The sequence below is a fragment of the Streptomyces sp. LZ34 genome, from assembly GCF_053890475.1.
The window spans coordinates 5,577,525-5,592,313 of record NZ_CM132680.1; the positions used below are offsets into that span (position 1 = coordinate 5,577,525).

Genomic DNA, 14,789 nt, shown 5'->3' on the forward strand with positions numbered 1-14,789 from the left:
CTCGCCGCTGCCCCGGCGACGTCGAGGGCATCCCGCCTCATCGCAGTTCGTCGACGTAACGGTCGGTACCGGGCACCGTCGGGATGAACGGCGCGACCAATTCGACGCGGCCGAGGCCGGAGCGGGCCACATCCTCGTCAAGCCCGGTGAACTGCTCCTCCCAGCACTCGCGCGGATCGCGCTGCAGGAACCACAGCAGCGTCAGCCGCGTGTCCACCCCCTCCACCTGCTTCACGTACGACATCCGGTCCAGCGGCAGCGGCGTCGGCCGGAAGACCGTGACCATCGCCGCCGGCGAGCCCGCCAGGCGCTTCGGCAGATGTCTGGCCCGGAGCCACTCCAGAAGCTCGGCGCGGCGCTCGGGGCCTTCGGCGTCCACGACTTCGACGACCAGCCCGGCGTAGGGGTGGTCGAGGGCGTGGAAGTCGCGGGGGCCCGCCGCCCCGTCCCGGTAGACGGTCGCCTCATGGTCCTGGAACGCCGTGAAGACGTGCGTACGGTCCTGGTAGACGCGGCCGTCCCGGTTGAGCCGCTTGTTGATGCCGACGGTCCACTTCATGTGCTCCGCGTAGCGCCCCTCGGTGAGCCAGTAGACCGTGAGGTAGCAGCCCGCGGTGACCGGCTGGGCGACCGCGGACTTCTCCGGGTAGCGCAGCTGCCGCAGCTCGCGGGTGGCGACCCAGCGGCGGCCCGCGAAGATCCAGGGCATGGCCATCGCGCCGGCGATGAAGTGGTCGTCCTCGTACCAGCGGTTGTAGGCGTATTCGTGACCGGGGTGCGGCTCGACCATGGTGATCAGGGCGTGGCCCGGGCGCACTCCGTACGGGCCGACGGAGGCCAGTTCCGCGTACGCCTCGGCGCGCGTGTCCTCACTGGAGTCACTGCTCATGTCCTCCATGTGTAGCTGACGTGACGTCAGATGTGGAGAGTCGCGACCGTATCGCGGACAAACCGGTTGCCCGGTGCACCGATCTCTTTAGGCTTCAGACGACAGCGGAAACGTCCGTGCCGGCGTCCGTACCAGCGAAGGAGCCCCATGCGTGCCGACCTCCCCGACCTCGCCACCCGCGCCGCCTCGGTCGCCGGCTCCCCGGTACGCGACATCCTCGCGCTCACCGCGCGCCCCGAGGTGATCTCCTTCGCCGGCGGGCTGCCGGCGGCCGAGCTCTTCGACGCGGAGGCGATACGGGAGGCCTTCGACCGGGTCCTCGCCGAGGCCCCGCGCGAGGCCCTGCAGTACTCGACGACCGAGGGCGACCCCGCGCTGCGCGCCGCCACCGCGGGCCGCCTCACCGCGCGCGGGCTGCCGACCGACCCCGACGAGCTGCTCATCACCAGCGGCTCGCAGCAGGCGCTGACCCTGCTGGCGACGGCGCTGCTGGAGCCGGGCGACGTGGTCCTGGTCGAGGACCCCACCTATCTGGCCGCGCTGCAGTGCTTCTCCTTCGCGGGCGCGCGGATCGTGTCCGTGCCGAGCGACGAGGACGGCCTGGATCCGGCCGCGCTCGACGCGCTGGTCGAGCGGGAGCGCCCGAAGCTCCTCTACACGATCCCGACCTTCCAGAACCCCACCGGGCGCACCCTGCCCGCCGAGCGCCGCCGCGCGGTAGCGGAGGTCGCGGAGCGGCGCGGGCTGTGGATCGTCGAGGACGACCCGTACGGGGAGCTGCGCTTCGCGGGCGAGCCGGTGCCGTGGATCGCGAGCCGCCCGGAGGCCGCCGACCGCACCGTGCTGCTGGGCAGCTACTCCAAGATCATGGCGCCGGGGCTGCGGCTCGGCTGGCTGCGCGCGCCCGCGGCGCTCCGCCGCGCCTGCGTCATCGCCAAGCAGGCCGCCGATCTGCACACCCCGACGGTCACCCAGATGGCCGCCGCGCGCTATCTGGCCGACGCCGACCTGGACGCCCACCTCGCCCGCGTCCGCGCCGCCTACCGAGAGCGGCGGGACGCGCTGCTGGCGGGCCTCGGCGAGGCCCTGCCCGAGGGCTCGCGCTGGAACCGCCCCGACGGCGGCATGTTCGTCTGGGCGTCGCTGCCCGAGGGGTACGACGCGACGGAGCGGCTGCGGGTGGCGGTCGAACACGATGTGGCGTACGTGCCGGGGGCGCCGTTCTTCGCGGGCGAGGCGGACCCGGCGGCGATGCGGCTGTCCTTTGTGACGCACACGCCGGAAGAGATCACGGAGGGGCTGCGGCGGCTGGCGAAGGCGCTGCACTGAGAGGGCGCCGCCGCGCCGAGGTGGCGTACCGACCCCCGGTGGCGCGCTGACCGCGGTGGCCCGGGGTATGGCCTTCTCGGCGTGCGCGCCCTAGCCTGACGGCCCCCGACCTGACACTACGTCAGTTCGGGGCTGTCGGGTCATCGCGATCACCCCGGGGAGGCACCCCATGCTGCTGCGCGACAAGACCGTCATCGTCTCGGGGGTCGGCCCCGGCCTCGGCCTGCGGGTCGCGGCGGCGTGTGTGCGGGACGGCGGCAACGCCGTGCTCGGGGCCCGTACGGAGGCCCAGTTGGCGAAGGCCGCCGCCGAGGCCGACCCCGAGGGCGGCCACACCGCGTGGCGCGCGACCGACATCGCGGACGAGCGGCAGTGCGAGGCCCTCGCCGCCCTCGCGGTCGAGCGCTTCGGCGGAATCGACGCCGTCATCCATGTGGCGGCGCTGGACAGCATCATGGGCGGCCTGGAGGACGCCGACTTCGCCTCCTGGAGCCGGGTCGTCGACACCAACCTGTTCGGGACGCTCCGCATGACCCGCGCCTGCCTGCCCGCGCTCAAGCGGCGCGGCGGCTCGGTGGTGATGATCGGCACGCAGTCGTCGGTCGCCGCGCCCACCCAGGTGCGGCAGGCCGCCTACGCCGCCTCCAAGGGCGCGCTCGTCTCGGCGATGTACTCGCTCGCCCGCGAGCTGGGCCCGCACCGGATCCGGGTCAACACCGTGCAGCCCGGCTGGATGTGGGGCCCGCCGGTGCAGGCGTACGTCACGTTCGCCGCGCACTCCGAAGGCGCGCCGGAGACCGAGGTACTGGCCCGGCTCACCGACCGGATGGCCCTGCCCGAGCTGGCGACGGACGGGGATGTGGCGGAGGCCGCGGTGTTTCTGGCCTCCGACCGGGCACGGGCGATCACCGGCCAGTCATTGCTGGTCAATGCCGGTGAACTGATGCGGTGACGCGAGGGTTGCACAGAGGGGTTGCACGGGGGTTGCGCCCTCCTTCTCCGGCCTGACGGGATCCCGCTCCCGTACGGCCCGTCCGTTGGTGCGGTCGAGCGTGGGCGTGCGTCTGGCGAAGTGCCCGCTCATCGTGGGTTCACGGACGCGTTCACGACAACCGTCGAGTAGGTCAAGAAAGAGCAAATTCGTTCTGTGCTCTGATTTGTGTTCACATTCGTGACCGGAAATCTCTTGACCGGCCGCCCGAACAAGCGGTTCAATCCCGGAAGTACCCCGCTCCCGCTCGGGGGAACCCGCCTATGACGAACGTCGCGGCGAAGTGCGGTCCTGTTCATAAGACGGACCCCTGGAGGGGGCATGAACAGTCTCGACTGGGCCGTACTCATCGGCTACTTCGGCGTGATGGTCGCCATCGGAGTCTGGTCCCACAAGCGCGTGGACAACGTCAGCGACTTCTTCACCGCCGGCGGCAAGATGCCCTGGTGGCTCTCCGGCATCTCCCACCACATGTCCGGCTACAGCGCGGTCATGTTCACCGGCTATGCGGCCATCGCCTATCAATACGGCATCACGTCCTATGTCACCTGGTCATTCCCGATCGCCATCGGCATCGCGATCGGCGCCAACCTCTTCGCGCCCCGGCTCAACCGGGTGCGCAGCAAGCTGCGCGTCGCCTCGCCGCTCGAATACCTCAAGAGCCGCTACAATGTGCCCACCCAGCAGGCGCTCGCCTGGTCCGGGGTGCTGCTGAAGATCGTCGACGTGGGCGCCAAGTGGGCCGCCATCTCGACCCTGCTGACCATCTTCACCGGCGTCTCCCTCAACCAGGGCATCCTGATCACAGGCGCGGTCACCGCCGTGTACTGCACGGTGGGCGGGCTGTGGGCCGACGCGCTCACCGAACTGGGCCAGTTCATCATCCAGTTCATCGCGGGCATCGCCATGCTGGTCGCCGTACTCCACGAGCTCGGCGGCGTCAGCACGCTGTGGAACGTCTGGGACGACCTGCCGGACAGCCACCGCGAGCCGACGGTCGGCCCCTACACCCTGACCTTCCTGCTGGCCTACCTGTTCATCAAGACCTTCGAATACAACGGCGGGATGTGGAACCAGGCGCAGCGCTACATGGCCACCGACAGCGCCGCCTCCGCCAAGCGCTCGGCCCGGCTGTCGGCCGTCCTGTGGTTCGTCTGGCCGCTGGTCCTCTTCTTCCCCATGTGGGTGGCGCCGCTGATCGTCAAGACCGACAAGCCCGCCGACTCGTACGCGCTGATGGCCGAACAGCTGCTGCCGCACGGCCTGCTGGGCCTGGTCATCGTGGGCTTCTTCTCCCACACGATGGCGATGTGCTCCTCGGACGCCAACGCCATCGCGGCCGTCGTCACCCGCGACATCATGCCCGCGATCTTCAAGTCCGTACGGGAGTGGAGCAGCCGCACCGGGCTGCTCGCGGCGCGCTACGCCACGCTGCTCTTCCTCGCCCTGTCCATGGCCATCGCCACACAGGTCAACTCGGACTTCTTCGGGGACATCATCACCGTGGTCATCAAGTGGGTCGCCGGGCTCATGGGCCCGATCGCGATCCCGCTGATGCTCGGCCTGCTGCGCGTCTTCCGCAAGTCGGGGCCGACGGCGGCGCTGGTCAGCTGGGCGCTCGGGCTGTTCGCCTTCTATCTGGTCAACTACCCGATCGACGAGGCGATCGACGGTGGGGTGAACCTGGAGTACCAGGTCTCCGTCCCGCTCGCGGTCTCGCTCGTGCTCTACATCGTGATCGGCTACATCAAGCCGGAGGACACCCCGGAGCGCGACGCCATCCTCGCCTCGATCAACTCGGATGACGACGGGCCGGGTTCGTCGAGTGCCGCGCTGTCGGAGCCGAAGCAGGGCGCGAGCGGCCCCAGTCCGCTCGCCGGCGCGACGGACTGAGGCGCGGCGGCAGGCACCTGCGGGGCGGAACCGCTCATCCCGCCCCGCAGGTGCCCCCGCTCCCGCTCACCGCCAGGGCCCGGACGAGCAGGCCGAACGCCGCGGTGGAGGTGACCGCGCGAACCACGTTCCAGCGCACCCACCGCTCCTCGAACCGCTCACGCACCGCCGCCAGATCCAGGTCCGCGATCCGGTCCGGATGGCCGGCGTCGGCCAGCGCGTCGTTCAGCGGCACATTGACCCGGAAAGTGATCACCAGCATCACCAGGTAGAGGGCGACCGCGGCCACGATCCACGGCAGCGCGGGCTGCCCCTCTCCCCGCAGATGCACCGCCGCGGCCAGCGCGGAGAGCAGCAGCGCGCCGCCGAAGACGAGGGCGAACCAGCCGTTGAGGATCGCCACGTTGATCCGCTGCATCGCGTCGACGAAGGTACGGTCGTCCGCCCGCCCGAGCCCGGGCATCACCGAGCAGGCGTAACCGTAGAACAGCCCCGCGCTCAGGCCGGTGGCCACGGTGGCGGCGATCAGCACGGGGGTCTGGAGGGCGTGGTTGTCCGTCATGCCGTACAGCCAAGCGCGGCGCGGCGAGACGGGCCATGGCCGAAGGACTCGATGGCATAAGCGAGCGTCTCAGCGCGCGCCGGGCGCCTCTGCGCGCGCCACCGCGGGGCGATGCCAGTGCCCGGGGTCGTTCAGGCGTCCGGCGTGCAGGCCGCGGCGAACATCCGGCTGTCCTCGTAGACGCGGTAGCGGATGATCAGCCCGTCCTCGACGGTCACCCGCATCGCGAAGGGGGACCAGTACGGCTTGCCCGTGGCGCGTACGGTGCCGACCAGGGTCCCTGCCAACATCGCCTCGGCCCCGTCCACGACGATCGCGTCGATCGTGTTCCCGTCCGGGTCCGGGGCCACGCCCTCGGCCAGCTCGCGGAAGTGGGCGATGGCGTCGGCGCGGGTCGTGCGGGGGCGGATCCACGGGACGTCCGGGTTCTCGGCGATCAGCCAGTCGACGCGCTCGGCGAACAGCTCGCCCAGGCGCTCCAGGTCGCCGGCCGCCATCCGGGTCAGGAACTCCTGAACGGTGGCGCGGGTGCGCTCGGTGGTCGTGGCGGCGGTGGCGGTGGCGGTGGCGGCCATGTCGGTCCCTTCCGGTGCTGTGACGTCCGGTGCCGTGACGCCCGGTGCTGTGCACGATGCTCGCGCGGCCCGGGAGAGACGTCGATTACCCGCGAGGTAATAGGCACGAGGGGTGACGGCCGGGATACGTGGTGCGGAAGTGGGAACCGAGCCCCCATCCGGGCCCCTCTTCCGTACGTACTATCGTCGGCCGTCCGTGTCGTCCGTCGCCGCACCGTGGACCTGGAGCTCTTCCCCGTGACCGTGAAACCGACGATCACCGAATCCCCTGTGCGTGCGGTGCGCGCCGCCTTCCTCCGCCGCCCCACGCTCTTCGCGGCGGCGTTCTGCCTGCTGTCCTTCACCGGCTTCTGGATCGCGCAGCGGGCCGCCCAGGTGACCATGGCCGACCTGATGGTCTACCGCGCCGAGGGCTGGACCGTGCGCAACGCCATGGACCTGTACGACATGCGGGCCACCGTGCACAACCTGCCCAACACCTACCCCCCGTTCGCCGCGCTCCTCTTCACCCCGCTGACCCTGCTGGGCACGGGGCTCATGCGGACCCTGGCGACGGCTTTCAACCTCGCCCTGATGGTCGCGCTCGTCCACCTGGCGCTGCGCCTGATAGGCCGCCCGCGCGTGGTGCCGCGGGTGGCGGCCGCGCTGTCCCTGGCCGCCGTCGGTGTGTGGTGTGAGCCGGTGTGGACGACGCTGCGCTACGGGCAGATCAACCTGCTGGTCACCGTCCTGGTGCTGTGGGACCTGACCCGGCGGGCCGGCCACCGCGGCTGCCGCTGGGCCGGCGTCGGCACGGGCGTCGCGGCGGGCATCAAGATCACCCCGGCGCTCTTCGTGGTCTTCCTCGCGCTGGCCGGGCTGGTCGAGGGGGTGCGGCGGCTGCGCTCCGAGGGACGGTTCCGGAACGAGCACCTGCGCCGCGCGGCCGTGGCCACCGGGGCGTTCGTCACCACCGCCGTCCTGGCGGGTCTCGCCCTGCCGCACGACTCACACCGCTACTGGACCGAGATCCTGTTCGCGACCGACCGGCCGGGCGATGTCGAGGGCGCGGGCAACCAGAACCTGCGCGCCGTCCTCGCCCGCCTTCTGCACACCCCCGACCCGGGCCTGTGGTGGCTCGCCGCGGCCGCCCTGTTCGCCTGCGCGGGTCTGGCCGTCGCGGTCGCCGCCCAGCTCGCGGAGGGCCGGCTGCCCGGCAACCGGGCGTGGGCGGCCGTCGCCTGCGGTGTCACCGCCCTCATGGTCAGCCCGGTCTCCTGGTCCCACCACTGGGTGTGGGCGGTGCCCATGGTGCTGCTGCTAGGCGCGGAGGCGCTGCGCCGCCGCTCCGCGCGGTGGCGGTGTCTCACGGCGCTGACCGCCCTGCTGTTCTGCTCGTTCATGATGTGGTACGTGCCACATGACCTGCCGGAACGCGTGGAGCTGCACCAGAACCCCGGGCAGATGCTGCTCACCGCGGTCTACCCGACCATCGGTGTGGTCTTCCTGGCCGTCGCCGGGCGGCTGACCGTACGAGCCCTGCGCACGCGGCTCCCGCGCACCCCCGGCGGCGGCACGCCGCGGCGCACCGAGCCGAGCTACGCGCGGGGGTAGCGGGCCAGCCAGGCGGGGGCGGAGGCCGCCGGACCGTGCAGGGCCGGGCCCTGCGTCATCTCCATCGCGAAGTCGTCGGCCAGCTCCAGGATCGTGCCGCGCCCCTCCAGCTCCGCCAGCCACGCGGGGGGCAGCGCGGTCTCGCCGTGCAGCGTGCCCAGGATGTTGCCGCACACCGCCGCCGTGGAGTCGCTGTCCCCGCCGTGGTTGACGGCGAGCAGCAGGCCGTGGTGCACGTCCTCGGCGACCAGCGCGCAGTACAGCCCGATGGCCAGGGCCTCGTCGCCGGTCCAGCCCTCCCCCAGGGACGCCACCCGCTCGGGCGTGGGCAGCCCCTGCCGTACGGCGCCGAGCGCGTACCGCAGTGCGTCGGTGGTCTCCTCGTGGCCGGGCCGGGTGGCCAGGTGGGCCAGCGCCCGCTGCACCGCCCCGTCCAGCGCGTCGCCGCGCGCCAGCCCGTGCACGATCAGGGCGAAGGCCCCGGCGGGCAGATAGCCGGTGGGGTGCCCGTGGGTCTGCGCCGCGCACTCGATGGCCAGCTGGAAGACCAGCTGCGGCTCCCAGCCCACCAGCAGCCCGAAGGGTGCCGAGCGCATCACGGCGCCGCACCCCTGGGAGTCGGGGTTCTTGGGGCTGTCCAGGGTGCCCATGGTCTCGTCGGCCAGCCCGGTCAGACAGGCCCGGCCGGGCGCCCGCTGGGCGTACAGCCACTCCTCGCGGCCCAGCCAGCCCGCGTCCTCCCGCCGCTCGTCGGGCCCCCAGTCGCGCTGGGTGAGGTACCAGCGGCGGTGGGCGGCGTGGATGTCGGTGGGCGGGTGCCAGGCGCCGGTGTCGCGCCGTACCTGCGCGCGTATCAGCCCGTCGACGGTGAAGAGCGTCATCTGGGTGTCGTCGGTGACGCGGCCGCGCCGCCCGTACGCCGGGACGAAGTCCGTGACGCCCTCGGGGCCGTGCTCCGCCCGGATGTCGGCGAGCGAGGAGAACTCGACCGCGGCGCCCAGGGCGTCTCCGATCGCACCGCCGAGCAGACAGCCGCGCACCCGGCTGCGGAAGTCCTGCTGCTCGGCGCGGCCCCACACGCCGGTCGCCGCACTGGCGGTTGCGGTCACGACCCTGCCCCTTTCCATCGCTGCACGCACAGCCATAGGACTGGCTTCGCACTGTAATCGACGCCGAATGATCGCCTTCGGTCCGCCGTTGATTGTGAAGGCGTCGACACGGCGGGCACCACGGAGCGCCTCATTCCGAATGCCTCGGGGCACGCGGAAGAGGCCGGGCCCGGACTTCCGGACCCGGCCTCCTCTGGCCGTATGTGTGCGTGCCGTGTGTGCGTGGTCAGGCGCGACTCTGGGCGCCCGGCTTCCTGATGTCCTCGATGATGCTCGCGAACCCGTCGCCACCACGGCCGTCGGCGATCGCGCGCTCCATCAGGGCGTGGACGGCCGCGAGCGGGCCGGAGTCCAGGCCCCGGGCCGCGCTCGCCTCCAGGATGTGGTCGACGCCCGCCGCCTCCATCGCCAGATTGCCCAGATCCCCCGGATAATCGCGGTTGTCGATGCCATCCGCGACCTGGTCCGCCATCGCGGGAAGAAGGGCGAGGAATTCCTTGATGTACGGCAGGAATTCCTTGGCCGTGACCTTGTCCGCGCCCACCAGGGCAAGGGAATGGACCATGGCGGCCATGCTGGAATAGAAGACATTGAGCAGGGCGAGGTCGTACAGCGGCGCGACCCCGTGGTCCGCGCCGAGATACCGGTTGTTTCCGCCCAGCGCCCTCAGCGTCGCCTCATGTGTGTCGAACGCGGTCCGCGAACCGCTGTAGAGAAGCAGGGCCTGCGGCGAGCCGATGACCGGGGTCGGCACCATGATCGCCCCGTCGAGGTAGTCGATGCCGTGCTCCGCCGCCCACGCGGCGGCCTCACGGGACCGCTCGGGGGTGTCCGAGGTGAGGTTGACCAGCACCCGGCCCGCCAGTTCCGCGCTCAGCGGCCCGAGGATCGCCCGGCTCACCTCGTAGTCCACGACGCACACGACCACGAGATCACCGGCCTGCACCGCCTCGCCGGGCGTCCGCGCCCGCACCGCGCCACGCGCGACGAGGGCGTCGGCCTTGTGCGCGGAGCGGTTCCACACGGTCGTGGGATGACCTGCCGCCAGGAATGCCCCGGCCAGTGCCTGACCCATCGCGCCCAGCCCGATCACCGTCACCGGTACTCGGTTTTCGCCTGCCATGACAGCACCACCTATTTCTTGCTTGCGAGTCCGTGCCAAATCCCCTGCGCGCGCTGGGCTCTCATCGATCCTGTTATCTGCCGGGGCCGGACTCAAGTACGCACAAAAAGGTGCGCACTTACCCGCAGGTATGCGAGAACGCCGCCGCCCGCTACGTTGGCCCGCATGTTCGACACGAGCTTCTACGATCTGGCCTTCGGCGTGGCCCCGGGCGGAGCCCGCAAGGACGCCCATTTCATCAGCGCCACCCTGGACGAGGTGAGGCGCGAGCTGGCGTCGGAACTCACCGAAGGGACCAACCTGTACCTGCTGTGCTGGTACGGCGCACGTCTGACGCTGGACGTCTACCAGCAGGGCGAACCGGCGGAGTCGATCGACCTCCACCCCTTCATCACCATCTCGATCGAGGGCTATCCGGACATCACCTTCACGGGCCCGGGCGAACCGGTCGGCTACGACTTCCGAGATGACGAGGAAGACGACGAAGACGAAGACGACGAGGTCGAGGACGAAGAAGACGAGGACGACGAGGACGACCTCGCCAAGCGGATGTTCGCGGACGACCTCGGCGATACGGTCAAGGTCTCGGTCGACTGGGACCGCATCCAGGTGCCCGCGCTCATCGGCAAGGTCGTGGGGCCGGACGACGAAGCCGTGATGCTGACCCCCGGGGACCGTCTCGCTGCGTACGGCCACCAGGATTTCGAGGAGTAACCTCACCGCTCCAGGGGGCGAACCTGGAACGTCAGCCCCTCTGGGCCGCTCACCCGCAGAACAGGCCGATCGGCCGCTCCGTACCGGGACCGGGTGACGTGACCCCGGCCATGGTCGCGTACGCGGGCGGCGACGCCGTCCAGATCATCGACGCCGACCACGAGTTCCCACCGCGGCGCGGCCCCGGCGGGCCGGTGGCCGGTGGCCGGTGACGAAGTCGGCGCAGGCGAGCGGCGCGCCCGTCACCTCGCGGTAGAAGTCAGGGCGGGACGACCAGGCTCGCCCCGTTCGCCGTCGCCGCTTCGGTGCCACGGCCGATGTCGCCGATCGCCAGGTAATAGGCGATGTGCGCGGGGGTGTCGGGCGGGTAGACCGGATTCGCCAGGTCGCTCACGCCGCCGATCCGGTGCCCGTCGACGGCTGTCTTGACGGCCCGGCGCCAGTCGTCCTCGTCCACGGCGAACTGCCAGCCCAGCACGGCCGAGAAGAAGGCCGCGGTGCCGGGCAGGTCACGGGTCTTGAGGTCCATCCAGCAGAACTCGTTCAGCGCACCGAGTCGGGCGGTCATCGGTGTCGTGTCTCCTTAGCCGTCTTGGTCGTTCGGGAGCCCGCCACCCCGGCCCCGGCGGCCGGCGCCTCCAGCGACTCGGGGCGCAGGCCGGTGAACAGGTCGTCCTCGGGGAGAGTGACCTCGACGCGGGAGCTGGCCAGGTGGTAGTCCTCGGTGGGCCAGACCTGCCGCTCGACGTCGCGGTCGTGGAGCATGAACCCGCCGTTCGGGTCGATCTGGGTGGCGTGCGCGAGCAGTGCCCGGTCCCTGGTCGCGAAGTACTCCGCGCAGGGAACGCGCGTGGTGATCTCCAGCCCGGCCTCGGGCAGTCCGTCCAGCACGGCCCGCATGCCCGAGTCGATACCGCGCGCGGTCATGGCGTCGTGCAGGGCCTGGAACCACGGCCGTGACAACCCGCCCTGGTAGTAGAGCTTGAGCGGCCGCCAGGGCTCGCCCGCCTCGGGGTGGCGGTCGGCGTCCCCGGCCGCGTCGAAGGCGGCCACGGTCACCTCGTGGGTCCTGATGTGGTCCGGGTGCGGATAGCCGCCGGTCTCGTCGTACGTGACGACCACCTGCGGGCGGAACTCCCGGATCAGCGCCACCAGCCGCCCGGCCGCCTCCTCCAGCGGCCGCAGCGCGAAGCAGCCGTCGGGCAGCGGCTCGCCGGGCCCCGGTAGCCCGGAGTCGACGAACCCCAGAAAGCGCTGCCGCACCCCCAGGATCCGGCGGGCCTCGGCCATCTCGGCGCGCCGTACCTCCGCGAGGTTCTCCCGTACGCCCGGCCGGTCCATGGCGGGGTTGAGCACATCGCCGCGCTCCCCGCCGGTACAGGTGACCACCAGCACCTCCACGCCCTCGGCGGCGTACTTGGCCAGCGTGGCCGCGCCCTTGCTCGACTCGTCGTCGGGGTGGGCGTGCACGGCCATCAGACGCAGGGTCATATCAGCCTCCTGTTGAGGTGTAGCTGCCGCTTGCGAGCACAAACGTAGGCCCGACCTAGAAATAGGGCAACCACATTTTTATGCTGGACCTATGTGAAGATGGGGTCATGACAGCAGGACTGCGTGAGCTGAAGAAGCGGCAGACGCGCCAGGCGATCTCCGACACCGCGACGCGACTGTTCATGGAGCGCGGCTTCGAGGCAGTGACCATCGCCGAGATCGCGACAGCCGCCCACGTGGCGAAGATGACCGTCACCAACTACTTCCCGCGCAAGGAAGACCTCGCCCTCGACTACCACGAGCCCTTCACCGCCGCCCTGGCCCACACCGTCGCGGGCCGCCCGGAAGGCGAATCCGCGCTGGCCGCCCTGCGCCGCGAGTACCTGGCCGCCGTCGGGCGCCACGACGCCGTGATCGGCTTCTCCGGCCCAGGCTTTGCCCGGATGATCGCCGACAGCCCCACCCTGACCGCCCGGCTGCGCGAACTGCACGACCGGCGCGAGGACGCCCTCGCCCACGCCCTCGCCACCGACACCGTCTCCGCCTCCGCCTCCGCCTCCGCCTCCGCCTCCGACGACATCACTCCCAGGGCCGCGGCCGCCCTCCTCACCGCCGCCCACCGCACCCTCTTCCAGCACGTCCTGGACCTCACCCTGGCGGGCCGCGACAACCAGCAGATCGCCGCCTCCGCGACCCGCTCGGCCCACCAGGTCTTCGGCCTGCTGGAGGCGTCCCTGGCCGACTACGCGGTGCGCTGAGAAAACAGTTGCGTCCATCGCCTGACGCAGGCAGGGTGCGAGGCCGTGAAAGGAGATGCTGTGCGGCATTCTGAGACCCCGGCCATCACGGAGATTCCCGTGACGGACAAGGCGGCCGGCCCTTACGGCATCGCGGCCGGCCCGGACGGCGCCCTATGGATCACCCTCGTCCACAGCGGTCGCATCGCGCGCCTCACCGTCGACGGCGAACTCACCGAGCATCCCCTGGACTCGCCCACGTGCCGCCCTATGATCATCACCCCCGGGCCCGACGGGGCGCTGTGGTTCACCCGGTCCCAGGATCACCGCATCGGCCGCATCACGGTCGACGGCGACACCGAAACCTTCCGCGTGCCCACGCCCGACAGCGGCCCCTTCGGCATCACAGTCGGCCCGGACGGCGCGATGTGGTTCACGCAAATGAACACCGACCGAATCGGCCGCGCCACCGGCACGGGAGAGATCACCGAATTCGTCCTTCCCGTTGAGGGCGCGTTTCCCTCCGCGATCGCTGCGGGCCCCGATGGAGCCCTCTGGTTCACGCTCAACCAGGCGAACGCGATCGGCCGCATCACCCTCGACGGCGACACCACCCTTTACCCGCTGCCCACCCCCGGCGCCGCCCCCGTGGGCATCACCAGTGACGGCACCGCCTTGTGGTTCGTCGAGATCGCGGCAGGTCAGATCGGCAGAATCTCGGTGGACGGCGGAATCGAGGAGTTCCCGCTCCCCGACCGCACGGCCAAACCCCACGCCATTGTCGCGGCCGCTGCCGGAAATTGCTGGTTCACCGAATGGGGAGCCAACCGTATCGGCCACATCACCGCGACCGGCGAGATCGCCGCATACGACCTGCCGTCCCCGTCGTCCGAACCGCACGGCATCACCGTGGGTCCCGACGGTGCGCTCTGGGTGGCCCTTGAGACGGGAGCGGTCGCGCGGGTGGCGCCGTAGCGTCGGGGTCAATCCCGCCTGGCTCCGTCCGGCCAGACCACCCGCACGGGAACGCCCGTACGCTCGGCGTAGCCCACGACATCGGCCGTGCCACCGTACCCCCGGGCGGGCGTAAAGAGCGTGGTGTTCCTCCGGCAGGCCGTCGCGGTACTCCGTGTCGGGCACAACGAATTCAATCCGGCCGCCGTGATCGAGCACCATTTGGGCGAACCAGGTGCGTTTCAGAAGTGGAATCTTGATGTGTCAAGATCCACTTCACGGGGAGGCGCGATCTGCCGAATGCGCAGTGGGTGAAGCTGGAGCCAGGATTATTCGGTGCCGGTTTCGGCCTTCTGCAGCATCTGGGCCAATAGCAGGGCGCCTCCGGTCGCTGCCCCTACCGCTCCCGCGGCCAGGAAACCGCGAGAGGAACGCCAGGACAGCACCGACCACCGCGACTGCGCGGAAAACAACGATCCTGTACTCAGCCACGATCCGGTTGAGATCAGCGACAGGGAGGAACCAATCGAGCCGACCGACAGGGCACTTCCGATCGAGCCGACCGACAAGGCCGAACCGACGGACCCCACGGACAGCACCGATCCTACTGAGCCGATCGACAACACAGAGTCCTGTGACCACAACGACAGCACTGAACCAGAGGAGGCGCGACGGACCGACCGTACGGACAGTTTTGTCATGAGGCCATCTTGCCCGCTGGTCGCTCTGTCCCGGGAGGTCGTGGACGAATGACGCGGGTCCCTGGCGCCCCCAAGCGATGTCAGGACTGCGGGCTGGTACTCCAGTCGTAGATCATGATCTGGCACGG

15 protein-coding genes and 1 pseudogene are annotated in these 14,789 nt (G+C 70.8%); 7 read left to right on the forward strand and 9 right to left on the reverse strand.

The window, feature by feature from the left end; translation table 11 throughout:
• Positions 1-37 precede the first annotated feature (37 nt).
• A complete protein-coding gene (locus tag ACWY4P_RS22160) occupies positions 38-898 on the reverse strand; it encodes a hypothetical protein (RefSeq protein WP_456212285.1) in 861 nt (286 codons plus the stop codon).
• 138 nt (positions 899-1,036) lie between these two features.
• Here ACWY4P_RS22160 and ACWY4P_RS22165 point away from each other — a divergent pair, with 138 nt between their 5' ends.
• The 3 genes from ACWY4P_RS22165 (at position 1,037) to ACWY4P_RS22175 (ending at position 5,102) form a co-directional block, all read left to right on the forward strand.
• Entirely contained in the window at positions 1,037-2,218 is a 1,182-nt protein-coding gene (locus ACWY4P_RS22165; protein ID WP_456212286.1) for an aminotransferase-like domain-containing protein, read from the forward strand.
• Between the two features lie 169 nt (positions 2,219-2,387).
• Positions 2,388-3,170, forward strand: a complete 783-nt coding sequence (locus ACWY4P_RS22170) for an SDR family oxidoreductase (protein WP_456212287.1) — start codon at positions 2,388-2,390, stop codon at positions 3,168-3,170.
• Positions 3,171-3,530: 360 nt separating this feature from the next.
• Positions 3,531-5,102: a sodium:solute symporter family protein gene (locus tag ACWY4P_RS22175; protein ID WP_456212288.1), complete on the forward strand. Its 1,572-nt coding sequence runs from the start codon at positions 3,531-3,533 to the stop codon at positions 5,100-5,102.
• Positions 5,103-5,136: 34 nt separating this feature from the next.
• On the opposite strand, the gene ACWY4P_RS22180 is transcribed toward ACWY4P_RS22175, so the two are convergent.
• Together ACWY4P_RS22180 and ACWY4P_RS22185 are read right to left on the reverse strand one after the other, a co-directional pair.
• Complete coding sequence (locus tag ACWY4P_RS22180; protein WP_456212289.1) at positions 5,137-5,664, reverse strand: anthrone oxygenase family protein; 528 nt, start codon at positions 5,662-5,664, stop codon at positions 5,137-5,139.
• A 131-nt stretch (positions 5,665-5,795) separates the two neighbouring features.
• Positions 5,796-6,239, reverse strand: coding sequence for a nuclear transport factor 2 family protein (locus ACWY4P_RS22185; protein WP_456212290.1), 444 nt, complete (start codon positions 6,237-6,239; stop codon positions 5,796-5,798).
• A 237-nt stretch (positions 6,240-6,476) separates the two neighbouring features.
• On the opposite strand from ACWY4P_RS22185, the gene ACWY4P_RS22190 reads away from it, so the two are divergent.
• The gene (locus ACWY4P_RS22190; RefSeq protein WP_456212291.1) at positions 6,477-7,832 is read left to right on the forward strand and encodes a glycosyltransferase 87 family protein; all 1,356 of its coding nucleotides are present in this window, start codon (positions 6,477-6,479) and stop codon (positions 7,830-7,832) included.
• Here ACWY4P_RS22190 and ACWY4P_RS22195 read toward each other — a convergent pair.
• Both ACWY4P_RS22195 and ACWY4P_RS22200 read right to left on the reverse strand, forming a co-directional pair.
• Positions 7,817-8,959: an ADP-ribosylglycohydrolase family protein gene (locus ACWY4P_RS22195; RefSeq protein ID WP_456212292.1), complete on the reverse strand. Its 1,143-nt coding sequence runs from the start codon at positions 8,957-8,959 to the stop codon at positions 7,817-7,819. The genes ACWY4P_RS22190 and ACWY4P_RS22195 overlap by 16 nt on opposite strands.
• Positions 8,960-9,167: 208 nt before the next feature.
• Positions 9,168-10,064 (reverse strand): NAD(P)-dependent oxidoreductase, encoded by an 897-nt coding sequence (locus ACWY4P_RS22200; RefSeq protein ID WP_456212293.1) that lies wholly within the window; start codon positions 10,062-10,064, stop codon positions 9,168-9,170.
• Between the two features lie 165 nt (positions 10,065-10,229).
• Here ACWY4P_RS22200 and ACWY4P_RS22205 point away from each other — a divergent pair, with 165 nt between their 5' ends.
• Complete coding sequence (locus ACWY4P_RS22205) at positions 10,230-10,778, forward strand: hypothetical protein (protein WP_456212294.1); 549 nt, start codon at positions 10,230-10,232, stop codon at positions 10,776-10,778.
• A 259-nt stretch (positions 10,779-11,037) separates the two neighbouring features.
• On the opposite strand, the gene ACWY4P_RS22210 is transcribed toward ACWY4P_RS22205, so the two are convergent.
• Together ACWY4P_RS22210 and mca are read right to left on the reverse strand one after the other, a co-directional pair.
• The gene (locus ACWY4P_RS22210) at positions 11,038-11,346 is read right to left on the reverse strand and encodes a VOC family protein (RefSeq protein WP_456212295.1); all 309 of its coding nucleotides are present in this window, start codon (positions 11,344-11,346) and stop codon (positions 11,038-11,040) included.
• A complete protein-coding gene (gene mca / locus ACWY4P_RS22215) occupies positions 11,343-12,269 on the reverse strand; it encodes a mycothiol conjugate amidase Mca (RefSeq protein ID WP_456212296.1) in 927 nt (308 codons plus the stop codon). Before mca ends, ACWY4P_RS22210 begins: the two co-directional genes overlap by 4 nt.
• A gap of 107 nt (positions 12,270-12,376) precedes the next feature.
• Here mca and ACWY4P_RS22220 point away from each other — a divergent pair, with 107 nt between their 5' ends.
• Both ACWY4P_RS22220 and ACWY4P_RS22225 read left to right on the forward strand, forming a co-directional pair.
• Complete coding sequence (locus ACWY4P_RS22220) at positions 12,377-13,027, forward strand: TetR/AcrR family transcriptional regulator (RefSeq protein WP_456212297.1); 651 nt, start codon at positions 12,377-12,379, stop codon at positions 13,025-13,027.
• A gap of 60 nt (positions 13,028-13,087) precedes the next feature.
• A complete protein-coding gene (locus tag ACWY4P_RS22225) occupies positions 13,088-13,981 on the forward strand; it encodes a Vgb family protein (RefSeq protein ID WP_456212298.1) in 894 nt (297 codons plus the stop codon).
• Positions 13,982-13,989: 8 nt separating this feature from the next.
• Here the strand turns inward: ACWY4P_RS22225 and ACWY4P_RS22230 are convergent.
• Both ACWY4P_RS22230 and ACWY4P_RS22235 read right to left on the reverse strand, forming a co-directional pair.
• A pseudogene (locus ACWY4P_RS22230) lies at positions 13,990-14,194 on the reverse strand (hypothetical protein); the annotation flags it as partial.
• Between the two features lie 95 nt (positions 14,195-14,289).
• Positions 14,290-14,661, reverse strand: coding sequence for a hypothetical protein (locus ACWY4P_RS22235; protein WP_456212299.1), 372 nt, complete (start codon positions 14,659-14,661; stop codon positions 14,290-14,292).
• Positions 14,662-14,789 lie beyond the last annotated feature (128 nt).